16 protein-coding genes are annotated in these 17,659 nt (G+C 72.9%); 7 read left to right on the top strand and 9 right to left on the bottom strand.

Annotated features, from left to right (window positions below):
- The first annotated feature begins 252 nt into the window (after window positions 1-252).
- A complete protein-coding gene (locus JKV81_RS15790; RefSeq protein ID WP_129259810.1) occupies window positions 253-1,746 on the top strand; it encodes a SulP family inorganic anion transporter in 1,494 nt (497 codons plus the stop codon).
- Window positions 1,747-1,857: 111 nt separating this feature from the next.
- Here the strand turns inward: JKV81_RS15790 and JKV81_RS15785 are convergent, their stop codons facing one another.
- From JKV81_RS15785 to JKV81_RS15765, 5 genes are all read right to left on the bottom strand, one after another.
- Complete coding sequence (locus JKV81_RS15785; RefSeq protein WP_202076426.1) at window positions 1,858-2,898, bottom strand: NAD(P)-dependent alcohol dehydrogenase; 1,041 nt, start codon at window positions 2,896-2,898, stop codon at window positions 1,858-1,860.
- Window positions 2,899-2,962: 64 nt separating this feature from the next.
- Window positions 2,963-3,739: an SDR family NAD(P)-dependent oxidoreductase gene (locus JKV81_RS15780; RefSeq protein WP_202076425.1), complete on the bottom strand. Its 777-nt coding sequence runs from the start codon at window positions 3,737-3,739 to the stop codon at window positions 2,963-2,965.
- The gene (locus JKV81_RS15775; RefSeq protein WP_202076424.1) at window positions 3,736-4,404 is read right to left on the bottom strand and encodes a TetR family transcriptional regulator; all 669 of its coding nucleotides are present in this window, start codon (window positions 4,402-4,404) and stop codon (window positions 3,736-3,738) included. Before JKV81_RS15775 ends, JKV81_RS15780 begins: the two co-directional genes overlap by 4 nt.
- Before the next feature lie 65 nt (window positions 4,405-4,469).
- Complete coding sequence (locus tag JKV81_RS15770; protein ID WP_202076423.1) at window positions 4,470-6,599, bottom strand: MMPL family transporter; 2,130 nt, start codon at window positions 6,597-6,599, stop codon at window positions 4,470-4,472.
- A 96-nt stretch (window positions 6,600-6,695) separates the two neighbouring features.
- Window positions 6,696-7,193, bottom strand: coding sequence for a MarR family winged helix-turn-helix transcriptional regulator (locus tag JKV81_RS15765; protein ID WP_241748336.1), 498 nt, complete (start codon window positions 7,191-7,193; stop codon window positions 6,696-6,698).
- Between the two features lie 215 nt (window positions 7,194-7,408).
- On the opposite strand from JKV81_RS15765, the gene JKV81_RS15760 reads away from it, so the two are divergent.
- The 3 genes from JKV81_RS15760 (at window position 7,409) to JKV81_RS15750 (ending at window position 10,656) form a co-directional block, all read left to right on the top strand.
- A complete protein-coding gene (locus JKV81_RS15760) occupies window positions 7,409-7,648 on the top strand; it encodes a twin-arginine translocase TatA/TatE family subunit (protein WP_124279060.1) in 240 nt (79 codons plus the stop codon).
- 120 nt (window positions 7,649-7,768) lie between these two features.
- The gene (locus tag JKV81_RS15755; protein WP_129259805.1) at window positions 7,769-9,280 is read left to right on the top strand and encodes an SDR family oxidoreductase; all 1,512 of its coding nucleotides are present in this window, start codon (window positions 7,769-7,771) and stop codon (window positions 9,278-9,280) included.
- Window positions 9,277-10,656 (top strand): cryptochrome/photolyase family protein, encoded by a 1,380-nt coding sequence (locus tag JKV81_RS15750; protein ID WP_202076422.1) that lies wholly within the window; start codon window positions 9,277-9,279, stop codon window positions 10,654-10,656. The genes JKV81_RS15755 and JKV81_RS15750 overlap by 4 nt, the downstream gene beginning before the upstream one ends.
- Before the next feature lie 28 nt (window positions 10,657-10,684).
- Here JKV81_RS15750 and JKV81_RS15745 read toward each other — a convergent pair whose 3' ends face one another.
- Window positions 10,685-11,506 carry a DUF1206 domain-containing protein gene (locus JKV81_RS15745; RefSeq protein WP_372444174.1) on the bottom strand — a complete coding sequence of 274 codons (822 nt, stop codon included), beginning with the start codon at window positions 11,504-11,506 and terminating at the stop codon, window positions 10,685-10,687.
- A 63-nt stretch (window positions 11,507-11,569) separates the two neighbouring features.
- Window positions 11,570-12,106, bottom strand: a complete 537-nt coding sequence (locus tag JKV81_RS15740) for a DoxX family protein (RefSeq protein WP_129259803.1) — start codon at window positions 12,104-12,106, stop codon at window positions 11,570-11,572.
- Window positions 12,107-12,313: 207 nt separating this feature from the next.
- Here JKV81_RS15740 and JKV81_RS15735 point away from each other — a divergent pair, with 207 nt between their 5' ends.
- Together JKV81_RS15735 and JKV81_RS15730 are read left to right on the top strand one after the other, a co-directional pair.
- A complete protein-coding gene (locus JKV81_RS15735) occupies window positions 12,314-14,329 on the top strand; it encodes an NADPH-dependent 2,4-dienoyl-CoA reductase (protein WP_202076440.1) in 2,016 nt (671 codons plus the stop codon).
- 33 nt (window positions 14,330-14,362) lie between these two features.
- Window positions 14,363-14,932, top strand: coding sequence for a PadR family transcriptional regulator (locus JKV81_RS15730; protein WP_202076420.1), 570 nt, complete (start codon window positions 14,363-14,365; stop codon window positions 14,930-14,932).
- On the opposite strand, the gene JKV81_RS15725 is transcribed toward JKV81_RS15730, so the two are convergent.
- Together JKV81_RS15725 and JKV81_RS15720 are read right to left on the bottom strand one after the other, a co-directional pair.
- Window positions 14,929-15,924 carry a DMT family protein gene (locus tag JKV81_RS15725; protein ID WP_202076419.1) on the bottom strand — a complete coding sequence of 332 codons (996 nt, stop codon included), beginning with the start codon at window positions 15,922-15,924 and terminating at the stop codon, window positions 14,929-14,931. The genes JKV81_RS15730 and JKV81_RS15725 overlap by 4 nt on opposite strands.
- The gene (locus JKV81_RS15720) at window positions 15,921-16,760 is read right to left on the bottom strand and encodes a phosphatase PAP2 family protein (protein WP_307820546.1); all 840 of its coding nucleotides are present in this window, start codon (window positions 16,758-16,760) and stop codon (window positions 15,921-15,923) included. Before JKV81_RS15720 ends, JKV81_RS15725 begins: the two co-directional genes overlap by 4 nt.
- Before the next feature lie 164 nt (window positions 16,761-16,924).
- Here JKV81_RS15720 and JKV81_RS15715 point away from each other — a divergent pair, with 164 nt between their 5' ends.
- Window positions 16,925-17,569, top strand: a complete 645-nt coding sequence (locus tag JKV81_RS15715) for a TetR/AcrR family transcriptional regulator (RefSeq protein WP_202076418.1) — start codon at window positions 16,925-16,927, stop codon at window positions 17,567-17,569.
- Window positions 17,570-17,659 lie beyond the last annotated feature (90 nt).

The raw sequence follows: 17,659 nt of genomic DNA, 5'->3' as shown, positions 1-17,659 counted from the left end.
CCTCCGTCCCGGCTTCCGTCCTGAGGGACCGGACCCACCGGCACGGGGCCATGTCGCGCTGCCCTCACAGGCCCTCAGTTCTCATACGTATGCCGACGCGCCGTCCCCCGGCGCGCCAGGAGGAACCACTGGTATGCATTCTCTCGTCGATCACTCCCCGGCCGAAGTCCCGGGCGGCAGCGACAGCAGCGGCTGGGCACCCCCGCCCGGCGACGTGCGCTCGGCCCCCTTCCGCACGGGATGAGGGCCGCCATGGACCGGGTCACCTCGTTTCCCCACCTGCGGCAGGATTTCGCCGCGTCACTCGTCGTCTTCCTCGTCGCCCTTCCGCTGTGCGTGGGCGTAGCCGTCGCCTCGGGCGTCCCGGCCGAACTGGGGCTGATCACCGGCATCGTGGGCGGTCTCGTCACCGGAGTCATGCGCGGCAGCAGTCTCCAGGTGTCGGGCCCCGCCGCCGGTCTCACCGTGCTCGTCTTCGAGGCCGTCCAGTCCTTCGGGCTGCCGGCGCTCGGGGTGATCGTGCTGACGGCGGGGCTCCTCCAACTGGCCATGGGCGCCCTGCGGCTCGGCCGCTGGTTCCGCGCCATCTCCGTCTCGGTCGTCGAAGGGATGCTCGCGGGCATCGGGCTCGTCCTGATCGCGGGTCAGCTCTACGCGGCCGCAGGCGTCGAAGCGCCGCTCTCCGGTACGGGCAAGATGGCCGGCATTCCGGGGCTGCTGGCCGACACCGTGTCCAGCCCCACGGCTCTGGCCTCGCTCGCGCTCGGCGCCGCGACCATCGCCCTGATGGTGGGATGGACCAGGATGCCGAAGCGGGTGAGGGCCGTTCCCGGCGCACTCGCCGCGGTGGTCCTGGCCACCCTCGTGACGTGGGCGTTCGGCCTCCCGGTCAGGACGGTTCAGGTCCAGGGCCTGCTCGACGCCGTGCAGGCCCCCGCGCTCTCCGAGTTCGGCGGGCTCGCGAGCCTGAGCCTGCTCGGCACGGTGGCCGCCTTCACCCTGATCGCCTCCGCGGAGAGCCTGTTCAGCGCGGCAGCGGTGGACCGGCTGCACGACGGTCCGCGTACCGAGTACGACAAGGAGCTGATGGCCCAGGGCACGGGGAACACCGTGTGCGGGATCCTCGGGGCGCTGCCGATGACCGCGGTCATCGTGCGCAGTTCGGCCAATGTGCAGGCGGGTGCGCGGACCCGGGCCTCCCGGGTGCTGCACGGCCTGTGGCTGCTGCTGTTCGCGGCGCTCCTGCCGTCCGCACTGGAGCTGATCCCGCTGCCCGCCCTGGCCGGCATCCTGATCCACGCCGGATGGAAGCTGATCCCGTTGCGCTCGCTGGTGGTGCTGTGGCGCGAACACCGCGGCGAGGCGCTGATCCTGGTGGTCACGGCGGTGGCGATCGTCACGGTGAACATGTTCGAGGGTGTGCTGACCGGTCTCGCCCTGTCGGTGGCCAAGGCGGCGTGGGATGCCTCGCACATCCGGCTGGAGGTCGTCGACAGCAGTGACGACCTCGTGCGGGCGCGTCTGTCGGGCAACGCGACCTTCCTGCGGCTGCCGAAGATACTCGACAGCCTGGAGTCCCTGCCCACGGACCGGCCCATCGCGCTGGACCTGTCCGGGCTGCACCATCTGGACCACGCCTGCCGTACGGCTCTGGAGAACTGGGCGGAGCGGCACAGCGCGTCGGGGACCGAGCCTGTGCGGCTGACCCGGTCGGACGTGGTGGAGGCCGCTCCGAGCGGCTCCTGAGCGCACGGGCCGGGACGCGGGCCGATCACGCGGACCGGCCACGGTCCGGACGCGCGAACGGCTCGCCGGGTGCCCTTCCGAGGGCGTCCCGGCGAGCCGTTCCTCGCGGTGTCAGCCGTTCGGCAGGATGACCGCGCGGCCGTTGATCTTGCCCGCGTGCAGCCGCTCGTAGGCGAGCGGTGCCTCGTCGATGGAGTACGTCTCGACGTGGACGTCCACGGCTCCGGCGTGGGCGAGCTCGATGACCTCGGCAAGCTCCCTGCGCGAACCCCAGTACGGCGCGGAGACCGACGTGGCGAAGGGCAGGACGCCGAATCCGACGGGCAGCAGGCCGCCGCCGATCCCGACGATGGTGACGTCGCTGTCGACGGAGGCGACCGCTCCGCCCGTCTTCACGGTCGGCTCGGCGCCGACGAAGTCGAGGACGACCTCGGCCCCGATGCCGCCGGTGAGTTCGCGGACCTTCGCGGCGGCGTTCTCGTCGGACAGCACCGCCTCGTGCGCGCCCACGGTCCGGGCGAGTGCCAGCTTCTCCTCGGTGACGTCCAGCGCGATGACCCGTACGGCGGTCATGGCGCGCAGGAGCTGGATGGCGACGTGGCCGAGTCCGCCGGTGCCGATGACCACGGCGGTGGCTCCGGGGGTGAGCTTCGGCAGCGAGCGCTTGATCGCGTGGTACGGCGTGAGGCCAGCGTCGGTGAGCGAGACGGTCTTGACCGGGTCCAGGTCGCCGATGGGCGTCAGATGACGGGCGTCGTCGACGATCATGTACTCGGCCATGGCGCCCGGGTTGCCGAGCCCGGGCGGGTGGATGCCGAGGTCCGCCGCGCGGAGGCAGTAGTTCTCCCGGCCTTCCGCGCAGTTCACGCAGGTGCCGCAGCCCCATGGGCCGTAGACGGCGACCGCGTCCCCCACCGAGACGCCCTCGGCGCCCTCGCCGAGGGCGGCGACCGTGCCGACGCCCTCGTGACCGAGCGTGAGCGGCAGCTCGTAGGGGAAGCCCTCGGCGGGCCAGCTCATCACGGCGATGTCCGAGTGGCAGACACCCGCGGCACTGACCTTCAGCAGGATCTGGCCGGGCCCCGCGACGGGCTCGGGTATCTCGACGACCTCGGGGGCGGCGCCGACGGTGCGGTACTGGACGGCTTTCATGGCTCTCCTTCGTTCTCCGTACTTCCTTTGTGACGCTCCGGGTGGCGGTCCGCCACCGGGGGGATCAGGAGGCGGAGTAGCCGCCGTCCACCAGGTGGTAGCTGCCGTGGATGAAGGAGGCACGGTCGGAGAGCAGGAAGGCGACCAGTTCGGCGACCTCCTCGGACGTGCCGAGGCGGCCCGCCGGGTGCAGGGAGATGAGGTGGTCGCGGGCGGGCCCGTCGGTGTCGCGGAGCAGCGGGGTGTCGATGAAGCCCGGGCCGACCGCGTTGATACGGATGTTCTGTGCCGCGTACTCCAGGGCGGCGGTCTTGGTGAGGCCGACGACTCCGTGCTTGGCGGCGACGTAGGCCGGGGAGTTCGCGAAGCCGTTGGTGCCGAGGATCGACGAGACGTTGACGACGGCGCCGCCGCCCGCCGCCAGGAGGGCCGGGAGTTCGTAGCGCATCGAGTAGAAGACGCCGCTGAGGTTGGTGGCGACGACCCGGTTCCAGTCGTCGATCCCGTAGGCGCCGGTCGGCAGCGCGGGGCCGCCGATGCCGGCGTTGTTCACGGCGAGGTGCAGGGCGCCGAAGGTGTCGACGGCGAACCGTACGCCGGCCTCGACGGAGGCGGGGTCGGTGACGTCGAGGGCGACCGCGGCGGCGCGGGCGCCGGTGGCCTCCAGCTCTGCGGCGGCCTTGCGGGCGTTCTCCTCGTCGTGGTCGGCGACGACGACGGTCGCGCCGCTCGCGGCGAGCCGCCGGGAGAGGGCGAGGCCGATGCCGGACGCGCCTCCGGTGACGAGGGCGACCTTGCCGGCGAACTCCGCCTCGGGGGCGGTGGGGAGGGTGGTGCTCATGAGGTACTTCCTTGGGTGGTGCTGTGGGGCGCCGGCCCGTCCTGCCGGGATTCCAGCAGGTCCGCGGAGAGGGCGTCGAATGCGTGTACGACGAACTCGGGCAGGGCGGCCGGCCGGCCGCCCCTCACCCATGCCGCCTGGGCCGCGAGGAGCGCTCCGGCTCCCGCGGCGACGGCCACGGCGGGCCGGAGGTCCCGTCGTGGGTCGACACCGAGCCGTTCCGCGAGAATCGCCACCGACTCCTCCTGGGCGTCCACCCGGATGTGGTGGAACGCCGCGTACAGAGTGGGTTCCTCCTCGGCCATGACCAGCAGGTCGAAGATGCGTGGCCGCAGGTGCCAGGGCCGCGCCTCCGTGTCGTCGAGCCAGTCGAGGACGGCACGGCGGTAGGCGGTGAGCGGCGGCTCGGCCGGAGGGCGCTCGCGGAGCGCTCGGTTGATCCTGTCACCGTCGCCCCGCATTGCGTCGAGGACGGCGGCCTCCTTGTTCGGGAAGTACCGGCTGAAGGTGCGCCGGTCGACGTCGGCCGCCTGCGCGATCTCCTCGACGGTCACATTCCGCAGGCCGCGTTCGAGCACGAGGTCGAACGCGCACTGCGCCAGCGTGTCCCGGGTCCTGCGCGCCTTGCGGCCGCGCCGGTCCGGTTCACTTCCTGTCCCGTTCATAGATGCAGCGTACACCTTTAAATGTCCCGGCGGGACAACTGTCCCACCGGGACACACCCGCCGCCCTACGGCTGGGACTCCCGGCGGCCCGCCGGCTCCTCCTGCGGTGCCCGGCTCAGCACCCCCGGCCACCAGGCGGTACGCCCGATGTCCATGACCAGGGCGGGCACCAGGAGCGAGCGCACGACGAGGGTGTCCAGCAGGACGCCGAACGCGACGATGAAGGCGACCTGGACCAGGAAGGCCAGGGGGATCACGCCCAGGGCGGCGAAGGTGGCCGCCAGGACGACGCCCGCCGAGGTGATGACCCCGCCCGTGGTGGTCAGTCCGCGCAGCACGCCCTGCCGGGTGCCGTGGATCAGGGACTCCTCGCGGACCCGGGACATCAGGAAGATGTTGTAGTCCACACCGAGGGCGACCAGGAAGACGAATCCGTACAGCGGTACGGAGGAGTCGGTCCCGCTGAAGCCGAAGACGTGCTCGAAGACCAGCGACGCGACGCCGAGCGTGGCCAGGAAGTTGAGCGCGACCGTGGCCACCAGGATCAGCGGCATCAGCAGGGAGCGGAGCAGGCCGATCAGGATGACGAGGATGATGACCAGCACCACCGGCACGATGATGTTGCGGTCGTGTTCGGCGGTCCGCTGGGTGTCGTACTGCTGGGCGGTGTAGCCGCCGACGAGCGCCTGTGCGCCGGGAACGGCGTGGACCGCCTCGCGCAGCCGGGTCACCGTCCTCTTGGCCGCGTCGCTGTCCGCGGCGTCGGTCAGGGTGGCGTCGACCCGGACCCGGCCGTCGACCACGAGCGGCTCCCCGCCGCCCGGGCGCCCGGAGGCCGTCATGAGCGAGACGTTCGCGACCCCGGGCACCTTCTCGGCGGCGGCGACCACCTGCCGCGAGCGGTCCGCGTCCGCGATCACGACGGCGGGGTTCCCGGATCCGCCGGGGAAGTGACGGCCCAGGGTCTCCTGCGCGGAGACGGACGGCGCGTCGTTGACGAAGATCTCCTTCAGGGGTACGCCCTTGGAGTTCAGCGTGGGCATGAAGGCGGCGCAGGCCAGGAGACCGATCAGCGTGACGGCCCACACCTTGCGCGGGGAGCGGTCGACCAGCCCCGCGATCCTCGACCAGATCCCCTTCGAGCCCGAATCGGGCTCCGCCTGCCCCTTCTTGGGGCCCGACGGCCAGTACGCGGCCCTGCCGAGCAGCACCAGGACGGCGGGCAGGAAGGTGAGGGCGCTCAGCACGGAGCAGACGATGCCGATGGCACCCACGGGTCCGAGCGCGCGGTTGTTGGTGAGGTCGCTGAGCAGGAGGGCGAGCAGCCCCAGGGCCACGGTCGCGGCGCTGGCCGTGATCGGCCCGGCGGACTCACGGAGTGCCGCACGCATCGCGGTCCACCGGTCGGGCCGGCGGCCGAGTTCCTCGCGGAACCGCGCGGTGAGCAGCAGCGCGTAGTCGGTGGCGGCTCCGATGACCAGGATCGACAGGATGCCCTGGACCTGTCCGTCGACCCGGACCATGTCGTGGTCGGCCAGGACGTAGACGATCGCGCAGGCCACGGCGAGCGCGAAGACCGCGCCGATGATGATGATCAGCGGGAGCAGGACGCTGCGGTAGACCAGGAGCAGGATGACGAGCACGGTCACCAGGGCGACGCCCAGCAGGAGTCCGTCGATCCCGGCGAAGGCGTCGGAGAGGTCCGCCTGGGAGGCCGCGGGGCCCGCGATCCCGACCACCGTCCCCGGGACGCCTTCCGCGGCGCTCCGGATGTGCGCGAGGGCGTCGGGGAGTTCGTCACCCAGGTCCGGCCTGAGCTGGACGACGCCTTCCAGTGCCTTGCGGTCCTCGGACAGCAGCGCGGGGCTCACCCCGCCGGCCACTCCGGGCCCGTCCTCGGCCGAGGCGAGGGCGGCCGTCGCCGCCTTCTGCTGTTCGGGGCCGAGCTTCTCACCGCCGTCCGACGACCAGACGACGATGGCGGGCACCGTCTCCTGCTTGCTGAAGGCCTTCTGGGCGTCGATGACCCGCGTGGACTCGGCGCTCTGCGGCAGGAACGCGGCCTGGTCGTTGGTGGCCACCTCCCCGAGCTTCCCGGCGTACGGGCCGAACGCGCCCCCGACGACGAGCCAGGCGAGGACGAGGAACACAGGGACTAGGACCAGCCGGCGGACCGGCCTCGATGCGGTGGACATGGCACTCCTGGGTCGGCCGCGATCTCTCAATCATGATGTATCTCAACGATTGAGATTACATGGGGGCACGATCCACCCTCCCACCGGCGGGGCGGTTCAGCGGCGAGGGACCTGCATGCGGACGAGTTCGCCGTTCATCCGGCCGAGGAAGCGGAGCGCGGCCTCCAGCTCCTGGGGCTCGGAGGCGGAACAGGCACCGGCCGCGGCCTGCGCGAGGGGCATGAAGAACGAACGCGCGACCGCCTTGGCCGCCGGCTCGTAGTACAGATGGACGACACGGCGGTCCGCGCTCTCCCGCGCGCGCCTGATGTGCCCCGAACGCTCCAGCCGGTCGAGGCACGCGGTGACCGCGCCGGACGTCAGCCCGAGGTGTTCCCGCAGCCGGCCCGGCGTCAGAGGTGTCTCGGCGTCGAGGATCGCGCCGAGCGCGTGCACATCCGTCGCGTGCAGTCCCTGTGCGTGCGCGAAGGCGTGGATCAGCCGGTTGACCTCACTGTTCATCCGGCGCAGCTCCACGGCGACGGCCTGGAGCTCCGACACCCCGGCCGCCGCATCCGCGTTCGGTCCGTCGCGAGGGTCGTCTGCACTGTCCACCGCCCCATCCTAGGGCGCGCGCGACTGCGCGTGGCGGGCGCATGCCGGCCACGGGCGACGCGGGGGAAGGGGGGGCGGCGAGCGCCCGGACCTGGCCGGAGAAGCCCTGCCGCCGGCTTCTACAGTGCTGTAGATTTGGCGCGCCGCCGAGGTCCCGCGATGCCCGGGGCCACCGGGAGAGCGCCTCACACCCATTCAGGGAGAAGACAGCCGTCATGTTCGGAATCAGCGAGATCGCGATCTTCCTCATCATCGTCGTCCTGATCTTCGGTGCCAGGAAGCTCCCCGAACTCGCCCGCTCCCTGGGCAAGTCGGCCCGGATCCTGAAGAGCGAGGCGCGGGCCCTGAAGTCCGACGGCGTCTCCCCCACCGTCCCGGCGGACCCGCCGGCCGGCGGAGCGCACGACCCGCGCGTCATCCGCGGTACGGCCACGGAGAAGCCCGGACCTCGCTGAACCCCGCCCGCTCCGCCACCCGGTGGGGTGGGCTTCGGCGTGTCCGCATCCTCGCGACCGGTGGATCTCCCCGCAGGGGGCACCGTGGAGAGAAGGAGACACGAGCCGGAGCGAGGGGTCATGGAGAGCAAGGACGACAGCGGCGGACTGCGGTGTCTGGTGACGGGCGCGACGGGATACATCGGGGGCCGCCTCGTCCCCGAACTCCTGGAGGCCGGCCACCGGGTGCGCTGTCTGGCGCGGACCCCGGAGAAGCTGCGGGACCTCCCGTGGGCGGGCCAGGTCGAGGTGGCCAAGGGGGATGTGACCGACGCGGAGTCCCTGGGCGCGGCGATGCGCGACATCGACGTCGCCTACTACCTGGTCCACGCGCTCACTTCGGGGGCGGGCTTCGAGCGGACGGACCGCGAGGCGGCACGCGTCTTCGGTGAGCAGGCCGAGGCCGCCGGCGTCCGGCGCATCGTCTATCTGGGCGGGCTGACCCCGGCCGGTGTCCCCGAGCGGGAGCTCTCCGCCCATCTGCGGTCGCGCGCCGAGGTCGGGCGCATCCTGCTCGACTCGGCCGTGCCGACGACCGCGCTGCGCGCCGCGGTCATCATCGGTTCGGGTTCGGCCTCCTTCGAGATGCTGCGCTACCTCACCGAGCGGCTCCCGGTCATGGTCACCCCGAGCTGGGTGTCGACCCGGATCCAGCCCATCGCCGTACGGGACGTCCTGCGTTACCTCGTGGGCAGCGCGCGCATGCCCGCCGAGGTGAACCGCACCTTCGACATCGGCGGGCCCGACGTCATGACGTACCGCGCCATGATGCAGAAGTACGCGGAGGTGGCCGGGCTCCCGCACCGGGTCATCCTGCCGGTGCCGATGCTGTCACCGGGCCTGTCCAGCCACTGGGTCGGGCTGGTCACCCCCGTGCCCGCCTCGATCGCCCGCCCGCTGGCCGAGTCCCTGCGCTACGAGGTCGTCTGCCACGAACACGACATCGCCGACCATGTCCCCGACGGCCCCGGACAGCCGTTCTCCTTCGCCACGGCGCTCTCGCTCGCGTTGCAGCGGGTGCGGGAGGCGAGGGTGACCACCCGGTGGTCCTCCGCCTCCACCCCGGGCATTCCCAGCGATCCGCTCCCCACCGACCCGGACTGGGCGGGCGGGAGCCTCTACACCGATGTGCGCGAGCGCGACGTGGACGCCTCACCCGAGGCCCTGTGGCGGGTCGTCGAGGGGATCGGCGGTGAGAACGGCTGGTACTCCCTCCCGCTCGCCTGGGCCGTCAGGGGCTGGCTGGACCGGCTGGTCGGCGGGGTCGGGCTGCGCCGGGGCAGGCGGGACGCCCAGCGGCTGCGGGTCGGGGACTCGCTGGACTTCTGGCGGGTCGAGGAGATCGAGCCCGGCCGGCTGCTCCGGCTGCGCGCGGAGATGCGGCTGCCGGGCCTGGCCTGGCTGGAGATGTACGTCGAGGAGCGCGAGGGCGGCGGTTCGCGGTACCGGCAGCGTGCCGTCTTCCATCCGTCGGGGCTGCTGGGTCACGCGTACTGGTGGAGCGTGTCGCCGTTCCACGCGGTCGTCTTCGGCGGGATGGCGCGCAACATCGCGCTGGCCGCCGGCCGGGGACCCACGGGTGGTGCGGCATGACGGTGGCGATCGTCCTGTTCACCTCGGACCTGCGGCTGCACGACCATCCGCCGCTGCACTCGGCGCTCGCCTCGGCCGACGAGGTGGTGCCCCTGTTCGTGCTGGACGACGGGGTGGAGGCGGCCGGGTTCGCCGCTCCGAACCGGCGCGCGTTCCTGGCCGACTGCCTCCGGGACCTGGACACGGGACTCCGGGAGCGCGGCGGGCGCCTGATCCTCCGTGAGGGAGAGGTGGCCGAGGAGGCCGCCCGGATCGCCTCCGAGGCGGGGGCGGACTCGCTCCATGTGGCGGCGGGCGTCAGCGCGTACGCACAGCGCCGGGAGGAGCGGCTGCGCGAGGCCCTCGCGTCCGTGGGCTGCCGGCTGAGCGTGCACGACGCGGTGGGCACGGTGGTCGCACCGGGCGGAGTGGTCCCGTCGGGGGCGGGCAGGGACCACTTCGCCGTCTTCACCCCGTACTTCCGCCGGTGGTCCGGGGAAGGGCTCCGCTCCCCGTTCCGGGCCCCCCGCGCCGTGCGTGTCCCGCAGGGGCTCGGGTCCGCCGCCCTGCCGTCGCGGGCCGGTGTACGAGGGCTGTCGCCGGAGCTCGCCGAGGGCGGGGAGACCGAGGGGCGCAGGCTGTTCGCGGCGTGGCGACGTCAGGGGCTCGCGGCGTACGAGGACCGCCACGACGACCTCGCGGGCGACGCCACCTCACGGCTCTCGCCGCACCTCCACTTCGGCACGCTCTCCCCCACCGAGCTGGTCCACCGCGCCCGCGCCGCCGGCGGTCCGGGCGCGGAGGCCTTCGTACGGCAGGTGTGCTGGCGGGACTTCCACCACCAGGTCCTGGCCGCCCGCCCGGCGGCCTCCCGCTCGGACTACCGTCCGCGGCAGGACCGTTGGCGGACCGGGCGGTCGGCGGAGGAGGACACGGCCGCCTGGAAGGAGGGCCGCACCGGCTATCCCGTGGTCGACGCCGCCATGCGCCAGCTGCTCCACGAGGGCTGGATGCACAACCGGGGGCGGCTGCTGACCGCGAGCTTCCTCGCCAAGACGCTGTACGTGGACTGGCGCACCGGGGCGCGTCACTTCCTGGAGCTGCTCGTCGACGGGGACATCGCGAACAACCAGCTGAACTGGCAGTGGGTGGCGGGGACGGGCACGGACAGCCGGCCCAACCGGGTGCTCAACCCGGTGACGCAGGCCAGGCGGTACGACCCGGAGGGTGCGTACGTACGCCGTTGGGTGCCCGAGCTCGCGGGGATCTCGGGGCCGGCCGTGCACGAGCCGTGGAAACTGCCGGAGCGGGAGCGCGCCCGCCACGACTACCCGGAGCCCGTCGTCGCGCTCCCGGAGGGGCTGGCCAGGTTCAAGGAGGCCCGGGGGCTGGACTGACCCCGGACGGGCCGGGGTCGCGTCCGGGTCAGATCTTGCGCCAGCGGGCGTTGGCCCACGAGAAGAGGCCGAAGGCGGCCAGGCCGATGGCGATGAGGACGAGGAGCCAGGGCCCGGCGGGGGTCTCGGTGAAGGAGCGCAGGGTGTCGTCCATGCCCTTGGCGCGGCCCGGTTCGTGCCGGACCGCGGCCGCGACGGCGAATCCGCCCGCCGTCGCGAAGACCGCGCCCCGGACGGTGCCGCCGAAGACGCCGACGACGTCGACGGCCTGACGGCTCCTCCGCGTCATCTCCCCCGTCTTCAGATGCTTGTGGTACTTGCGGGTGAGGGCGCGGTAGGCCATCCAGAGTCCCGCGCCGATCACACCGACGCCCGCGATCCCCACGATCCACTGGCCGCCGGTCCATTCGAGGGCCCGCGCCGTGACGTCGTCGGTCTGCCGGTCGCTCGATCCGCTGCCGCTGCCCTTGTCGCCCGCCGCGTAGGAGAGGACGGAGTACGACACGAAGGCGTAGAACACGAAGCGCGCCGCGGCCACGGCGCGCTTGCCGGCCTTGTGGCCGTCGGGGCCGGCCTGGCCGAAGAACGCCTCGGACAGCCGCCACAGCGCCATCCCCGCCAGGGCCACCCCGAGAACCCACAGCAGGATGCTCCCGAAGGGCTTCCCCGCTATCTCGGCGATGGCACCGCCGCGGTCGGCCTGCTGTCCGCCTCCGTCGGAGAAGGCGATGCGCAGGGCCAGGGTCCCCACCAGGACGTAGATCACCCCGCGCGCCACGAAGCCCGCGCGGGCACCCACGTCCACGGCTCGGCTGCGGGAGGCTCGTCTCGCCCGGCCGCGTGCATTCATCGACAGTGCGTTCGCATTCATGCACTGCCGGATGCCCCTGAAACGACGATCAATGCGGGAAAGTCACGCGCCCTCGTCCGGCTGATCGCCCTGCGCCGCCTGCCCCTTGGCGCGGCGGCCGACCACGGCGGCCGCGCCGAGGGCGCTACCCGCGAAGGCGAGGGCCATGACCCACGGGCGGTCGAGGACGTGCCCGGTGGCGTGGTCCAGGGAGTAGCGGCCGGCTCCTGTCACCCCGATCGCTGCGGCGACGAAGCCGAGGAACGCCGGGTACTCGTAGCCGCCACCCATGGCGAAGAAGCCCGCGGGCGCGTGCACGGCGACGGCGCCCGCCATCGTGCCGGCCGCGGCGGCGCCCGCCGCGGGGGTGGCGAGGCCCAGCGCCAGCAGGACCCCGCTGCCGGCCTCACCGAGTCCGGCCGCCAGGGCGCTGTGCTTGGGCGGGTGGAAGCCCATGGCCTCCATCGCTGCGGTGGTGCCCTCGATGCCTCCGCCGCCGAACCACCCGCCCAGCTTCTGGCTCCCGTGGGCGGCCAGGACGGCGCCCGTGCCGACCCTGAGTGCGAGGAGTCCGAGGTCACGCCGGTTGATGCAGGCCATGGGGTGTCTCCTGACGACAGGGAGGAGCAGTGGCGGTGAGCCGTACGGATCCACTCTCGTCCGGACCGGGCGGCCGGGCCGGGTGCTGTTACGCCATCCGTGCGCCGGGCCTTGCGGCGACTGCGACGTACGCCATTGTGCAACTAGTTGCACAACGGTGGACGGGTGGTCTACAACTGGCTCGACGACACCTGCGAGGAGACCCGGATGAGCCCGTACCCCACCCTGCTGAGCCCCCTCGACCTCGGATTCACCACGCTCCCGAACCGGGTGCTGATGGGGTCTATGCACATCGGTCTGGAGGAGGTCGAACGCGGCTTCGAGCGGATGGCCGCGTTCTACGCGGCCCGCGCACGCGGCGGGGTGGGCCTCATGGTCACCGGAGGGATCGCGCCCGGCGAGCGCGCGTGCTCCTTCCCCGGCGGCGCGAAGATGACGACCGAGGCCGAGGCTGAGCAGCACCGCGAGGTCACGGCGGCGGTGCACGCGGCGGGCGGGCGGATCGCGATGCAGATCCTGCACTTCGGGCGCTACGCCCATCACCCCGATCTGGTGGCGCCGAGCGCGCTCAAGGCCCCGATCAGCGGTTTCACCCCGCACGCCCTCACCGACGACGAGGTCGAGGAGACCGTCGAGGACTTCGTCCGGGCCGCGGAGCTGGCGCGTCGCGCGGGCTACGACGGCGTCGAGATCATGGGCTCCGAGGGCTATCTGATCAACGAGTTCATCGTCGCGGCGACGAACCACCGCGAGGACCGCTGGGGCGGCTCGTACGAGAACCGCATCCGCTTCCCCGTCGAGATCGTGCGCCGCGTCCGGGAGCGGGTCGGCCCCGACTTCATCCTGATCTACCGGCTGTCCATGCTGGACCTGGTGCCCGGCGGCTCCACGCTGGAGGAGGTCGTCCACCTCGCCCGTGAGATCGAGGCGGCCGGGGCGACCATCATCAACACCGGGATCGGCTGGCACGAAGCCCGCATCCCGACCATCGCCACCTCGGTGCCGCGCGGCGCCTTCACCTGGGTGACGGAGAAGGTGCGGGGCGCGGTCTCCGTGCCGCTGGTGACCAGCAACCGCATCAACACCCCGGAGCTGGCCGAGGAGGTCCTCGCCTCGGGGCGGGCGGACATGGTGTCGATGGCCAGGCCCTTCCTCGCCGACCCCGACTTCGTCGCCAAGGCCGCCGAGGGCCGCGCCGACGCCATCAACACGTGCATCGGCTGCAACCAGGCCTGCCTGGACCACATCTTCAGCCTGCAGATCACCTCGTGCCTGGTGAATCCGCGCGCCTGCCACGAGACCGAGCTGGTGCTCTCGCCGACCCGCACCCGTAAGCGCGTCGCGGTGGTCGGCGCCGGTCCCGCCGGGCTGGCCTGCGCGGTCACGGCCTCCGAGCGGGGGCACGCGGTGACCCTGTTCGACGCGGCCGACGAGATCGGCGGCCAGCTGAACGTTGCCCGCCGGGTCCCCGGCAAGGAGGAGTTCGCGGAGACGCTGCGGTACTTCCGCACCAGGCTCACCGAGGAGGGGGTGGAGCTCCGGCTCGGCACCCGGGCCACGCCCGAGGCGCTCGACGGCTTCGACGAGGTCGTCCTGGCCACCGGTGTCGAGCCCCGCTCCCCCGCGATCCCCGGCGTCGGGCACCCCAGCGTGGTCAGCTATCTGGACGTCCTGCGGGACGGCGCCGAGGTCGGCGACCGGGTGGCGGTCGTCGGGGCGGGCGGCATCGGCTTCGACGTCGCCGAGTTCCTGACCGACGGGGGCGACGCGGCGAGCCTGGACCCGGAGGTCTTCTTCCGGCAGTGGGGTGTGGACACGGACTACGCGGACCGGGGCGGGCTGCGGGCCCCGGAGCGCCCGAAGTCCCCGCGTACGGTCCATCTCATCCAGCGCAAGGCGAGCAAGGTCGGGGCCGGGCTCGGCAAGACGACCGGCTGGATCCACCGCACCGAGCTGCGCCACCGCGGGGTGACGATGATCGCGGGCGCCTCGTACGACCTGATCGACGACGAGGGCCTGCACCTGACCGTGGACGGCGAGCAGCACCTGCTGCCGGTCGACACCGTGGTGCTGTGCGCGGGTCAGGAGCCTCGGCGCGAGCTGTACGAGGAGCTGCGTGCCGCGGGCCGCGCGGTGCATCTGATCGGCGGCGCCGACGTGGCCGCCGAGCTGGACGCCAAGCGGGCGATCCGCCAGGGCACGGAGCTCGCCGCCGGGCTGTGAGCCGCCGCCTGCGCCGTCCCTAGGATGCTGACCATGTCACTCCCGCACGCGATCCTCACCGCCCTGCTCGAGAAGCCGTCGTCGGGTCTGGAGCTGACGCGCAGGTTCGACCGGTCGATCGGCTACTTCTGGCCGTCCACGCACCAGCAGATCTACCGCGAGCTGGGAAAGCTGGAGCAGGCCGGCCACATCCGGGTGCTGCCGGCGGCGCGGCCCGCCCGCGGGCAGAAGAAGGAGTACGAGGTGCTGCCCGCCGGACGCGAGGCGCTGAGGGAGTGGGTGGCGCTCGCCGAGGATCCGCGGCCGGTGCGCGATCCGCTGCTGCTGAGGATGCGGGCGGCCGCCGTGGTGGGCGCCCCGGGGCTGGCCGGGGAGCTGCGCAGGCACCTGGCGCTGCACCGGGAACAGCTGGCGGAGTACCTGGAGATCGAGCGGCGGGACTTCCCGCCGGAGCGGACCGCGGACGAGGACCGGCTGCGCCGTCTGGTGCTGCGCGGGGGCATCGACCTGGAGACGTTCTGGACGGGCTGGCTGACCAGGGCGATCGACGAGCTGGACGGCCCGGGACCGGAGGGCGGCTCCCCGGACGCTCCCACGCCCTAGCCGGGGCCGCCCGCGGTGCCGACGGGCTCCGGGCGCAGCGTCAGGGGCTCGGCGGGCCGTGGAGCGCTGACCGACGGGGCGGTGATGACGACCCTCGACGGCGACGGCGGCCTGGTGACGGCCGCCGTGGGGGCGGGCCCGGCGGGGTCCGGTGGCGCCCCGTCGGCGGTGCGCGCCTGCGCCCGGCTGAGCAGGACCACGCCCTGGACGGCGGCCGCGGCACCGATGAGCGCCGGGATCAGGCCGAGGACCCCGCCCTGGACGCGTTCGCCGAGGAGGATCAGGCCGATCGCGGCGGCGGCGACCGGGTTGGCGAGGGTGACGACGGCGAGCGGGGCTCCGAGGCCGCCCCGGTAGGCGGTCTGGGACAGCATCAGGCCGCCCAGCGCGAAGAAGGAGACCAGCACCGCCACCGTCACCAGGCGCCAGCTCAGCAGCGGGCCCGCATGGTCGGTCGCGGCGACCGTCAGGGTCTGGGTGAGCGCGGAGGCGACCCCGGACGTGATACCCGAGGCGGCGGCGTGCCGCAGGCCGGGCCGGGCGCCGGGGCGGCCGAGCGTGGCGACCAGGGCCATGGTGACGGCCCCGACGCCCAGGGCCTCGGGGAGGCTCAGGGTGTCGTGGGGCGCGGCGCCGCCCGCGGCCAGGAGCAGCGCGGCGAGGCCGACGAGGGTGAGGAGCGTGCCGCGCCACTCCGTACGGCTGACCCGGCGGCCGGCGGAGCGGGCCCCGAGCGGTACGGCGGCGACGAGCGTGAGCGCGCCGAGCGGCTGGACGAGGGTGAGCGGTCCGTACTTCAGCGCGGCGACGTGCAGCAGCGCACCGCCCGCGTTGAGGCCGACCGCCGACCACCAGGCGCCGCGGCCCATCATGCTCAGCGCTCCGGCGGCGGGGTCGGTCCGGCCGGCGAGCCGGGCCTGTGCCACGGCGGCGGCCGCGTAGGCGCCGGCGGAGACGAGGGAGAGCGCGACGGCTATGAGCGTGGCGTTCATCGGCGCGCTCCCGACGGTGCGTAGGCGGACTCCGACGGCACGTAGGCCGGCTCCGTGGAGCCGCGCTGGACCGGGAAGGACGCCGGCCACGGCAGGTGCGTGAGGACCGGTTCACGCGGCAGCCTCAGCGCGGCGTAGGCGACGGAGAGCAGGGCGGAGACCGCGATCGCGTCGAGCCAGTAGTGGTTGGCGGTGCCCACCACGACGACCAGGGTGAGCAGCGGGTGCAGCAGCCACAGCAGGCGCCACCGCGAGCGGGTGGCGACGATCAGCCCGACGGCGACCGCCAGGGCCCAGCCGAAGTGCAGCGAGGGCATGGCCGCGAACTGGTTGGCCATCGAGTCGGTCGCCGGGGTGTCCCCGTACACCGTGGGGCCGTAGACCTGTCCGGTGTCGACGAGGCCGGCGGCGTGCAGCATGCGCGGCGGGGCCAGCGGGAAGAGCAGGTGCAGGACGAGCGCGGCGCCGGTGAGCGCGGCGAGGACGCGGCGTGACCAGACGTAGTGGCGCGGGCGGCGCCAGTACAGCCACACCAGGAACGCCACCGTGGCCGGGAAGTGCACGGTCGCGTAGTAGGTGTTCGCCGCCTGGACGAGCGTGTGGCTGTGCAGCAGGAGGCCTTGTACCGCTCCTTCGCCGGGAAGGCCGAGGGCTCGTTCGAAGCCCCAGACGTCCCCTGCGTTGTGGAAGGCCTCATCGACATGGCCGTTCGCGGCCTGCCGGCCGAGTTTGTAGACGAGGAAGAGTCCGGCTGTCAGAAGCAGTTCCCGGACGAGGGGCGGTCGGGCCGATGCGTCCGGCTCCCGCTCCGCAGGCTCCCTGCGGGTGTACATCACCCCGTGCCCCTTTGCTGACGATGCGCTGTGACGACGTCGGCATGGCGACTCCATGCCGTATCGATACGCCAGTGTACCGATACGGCGGCGTATCGGTACACTGGCGTATCGGTACACTGTCGTATCGAGGATCCCCAGCCACAGGGCCGCAGAGAGGGAAGCAGATGCCGTCGCCCGGTTCAGCGCAGGAGTCAGCAGCCACGTCACGCCGGTCGAAGATCACACCGGAGCGGGCACAGGAGCTCTACACCGCCGTGCTGGACCTCCTGCGTGAGAGTGGTTACGAGTCCCTGACCATGGAGGGCGTCGCCTCGCGGACGCGGTGCGGGAAGTCCACCCTCTACCGCCAGTGGGGCTCCAAGCCCGAGCTGGTCGTGGCGGCGCTGCACGGCACACGGAGAACGCTGTTCTCGGACATCGACACCGGGACCCTGAGCGGCGACCTGCACGAGGCGGCGCGGGTGGTGGACGCCACGTCCGGCAAGGACACCGCGCTGATGCACGCGCTCAGCCACGCCGCCCTCCAGAACCCCGACCTGCTGTGCGCCCTGCACTCGACGCTGATCACCCCGGCCATCGCCTCGATCGACGAGATGGTCGAACGCGCCGTGCGGCGCGGCGAGATCGCGGCCGACAACCCCGCGGCCGAGTACGTGGCGGCCCAGGTGCTCGGCATCATGCGCGCCCGGTCGCTCCTGGAGGGGCGCTACCCGGAGGACACCTTCCTCGCCCGCTTCATCGAGTGCGCCGTGCTTCCGGCACTCGGAATCCCCGCGTCCCCGCCCGCTCCCGAAGGAAACGGGACCTGATGAACGTGGACCGTCGCCCGAGCGGATGACGGCGGTCCACCCGCGCGCCGCACCGTGGGGACGGGGTCGGCGCACACCCGGCCGGCCGGT

Source organism: Streptomyces silvae (genome assembly GCF_016745505.1).
Classification (GTDB): domain Bacteria; phylum Actinomycetota; class Actinomycetes; order Streptomycetales; family Streptomycetaceae; genus Streptomyces; species Streptomyces silvae.
Note: the sequence above shows the minus strand (reverse complement) of the source record. Positions and strands in the feature narration are given on the sequence as shown.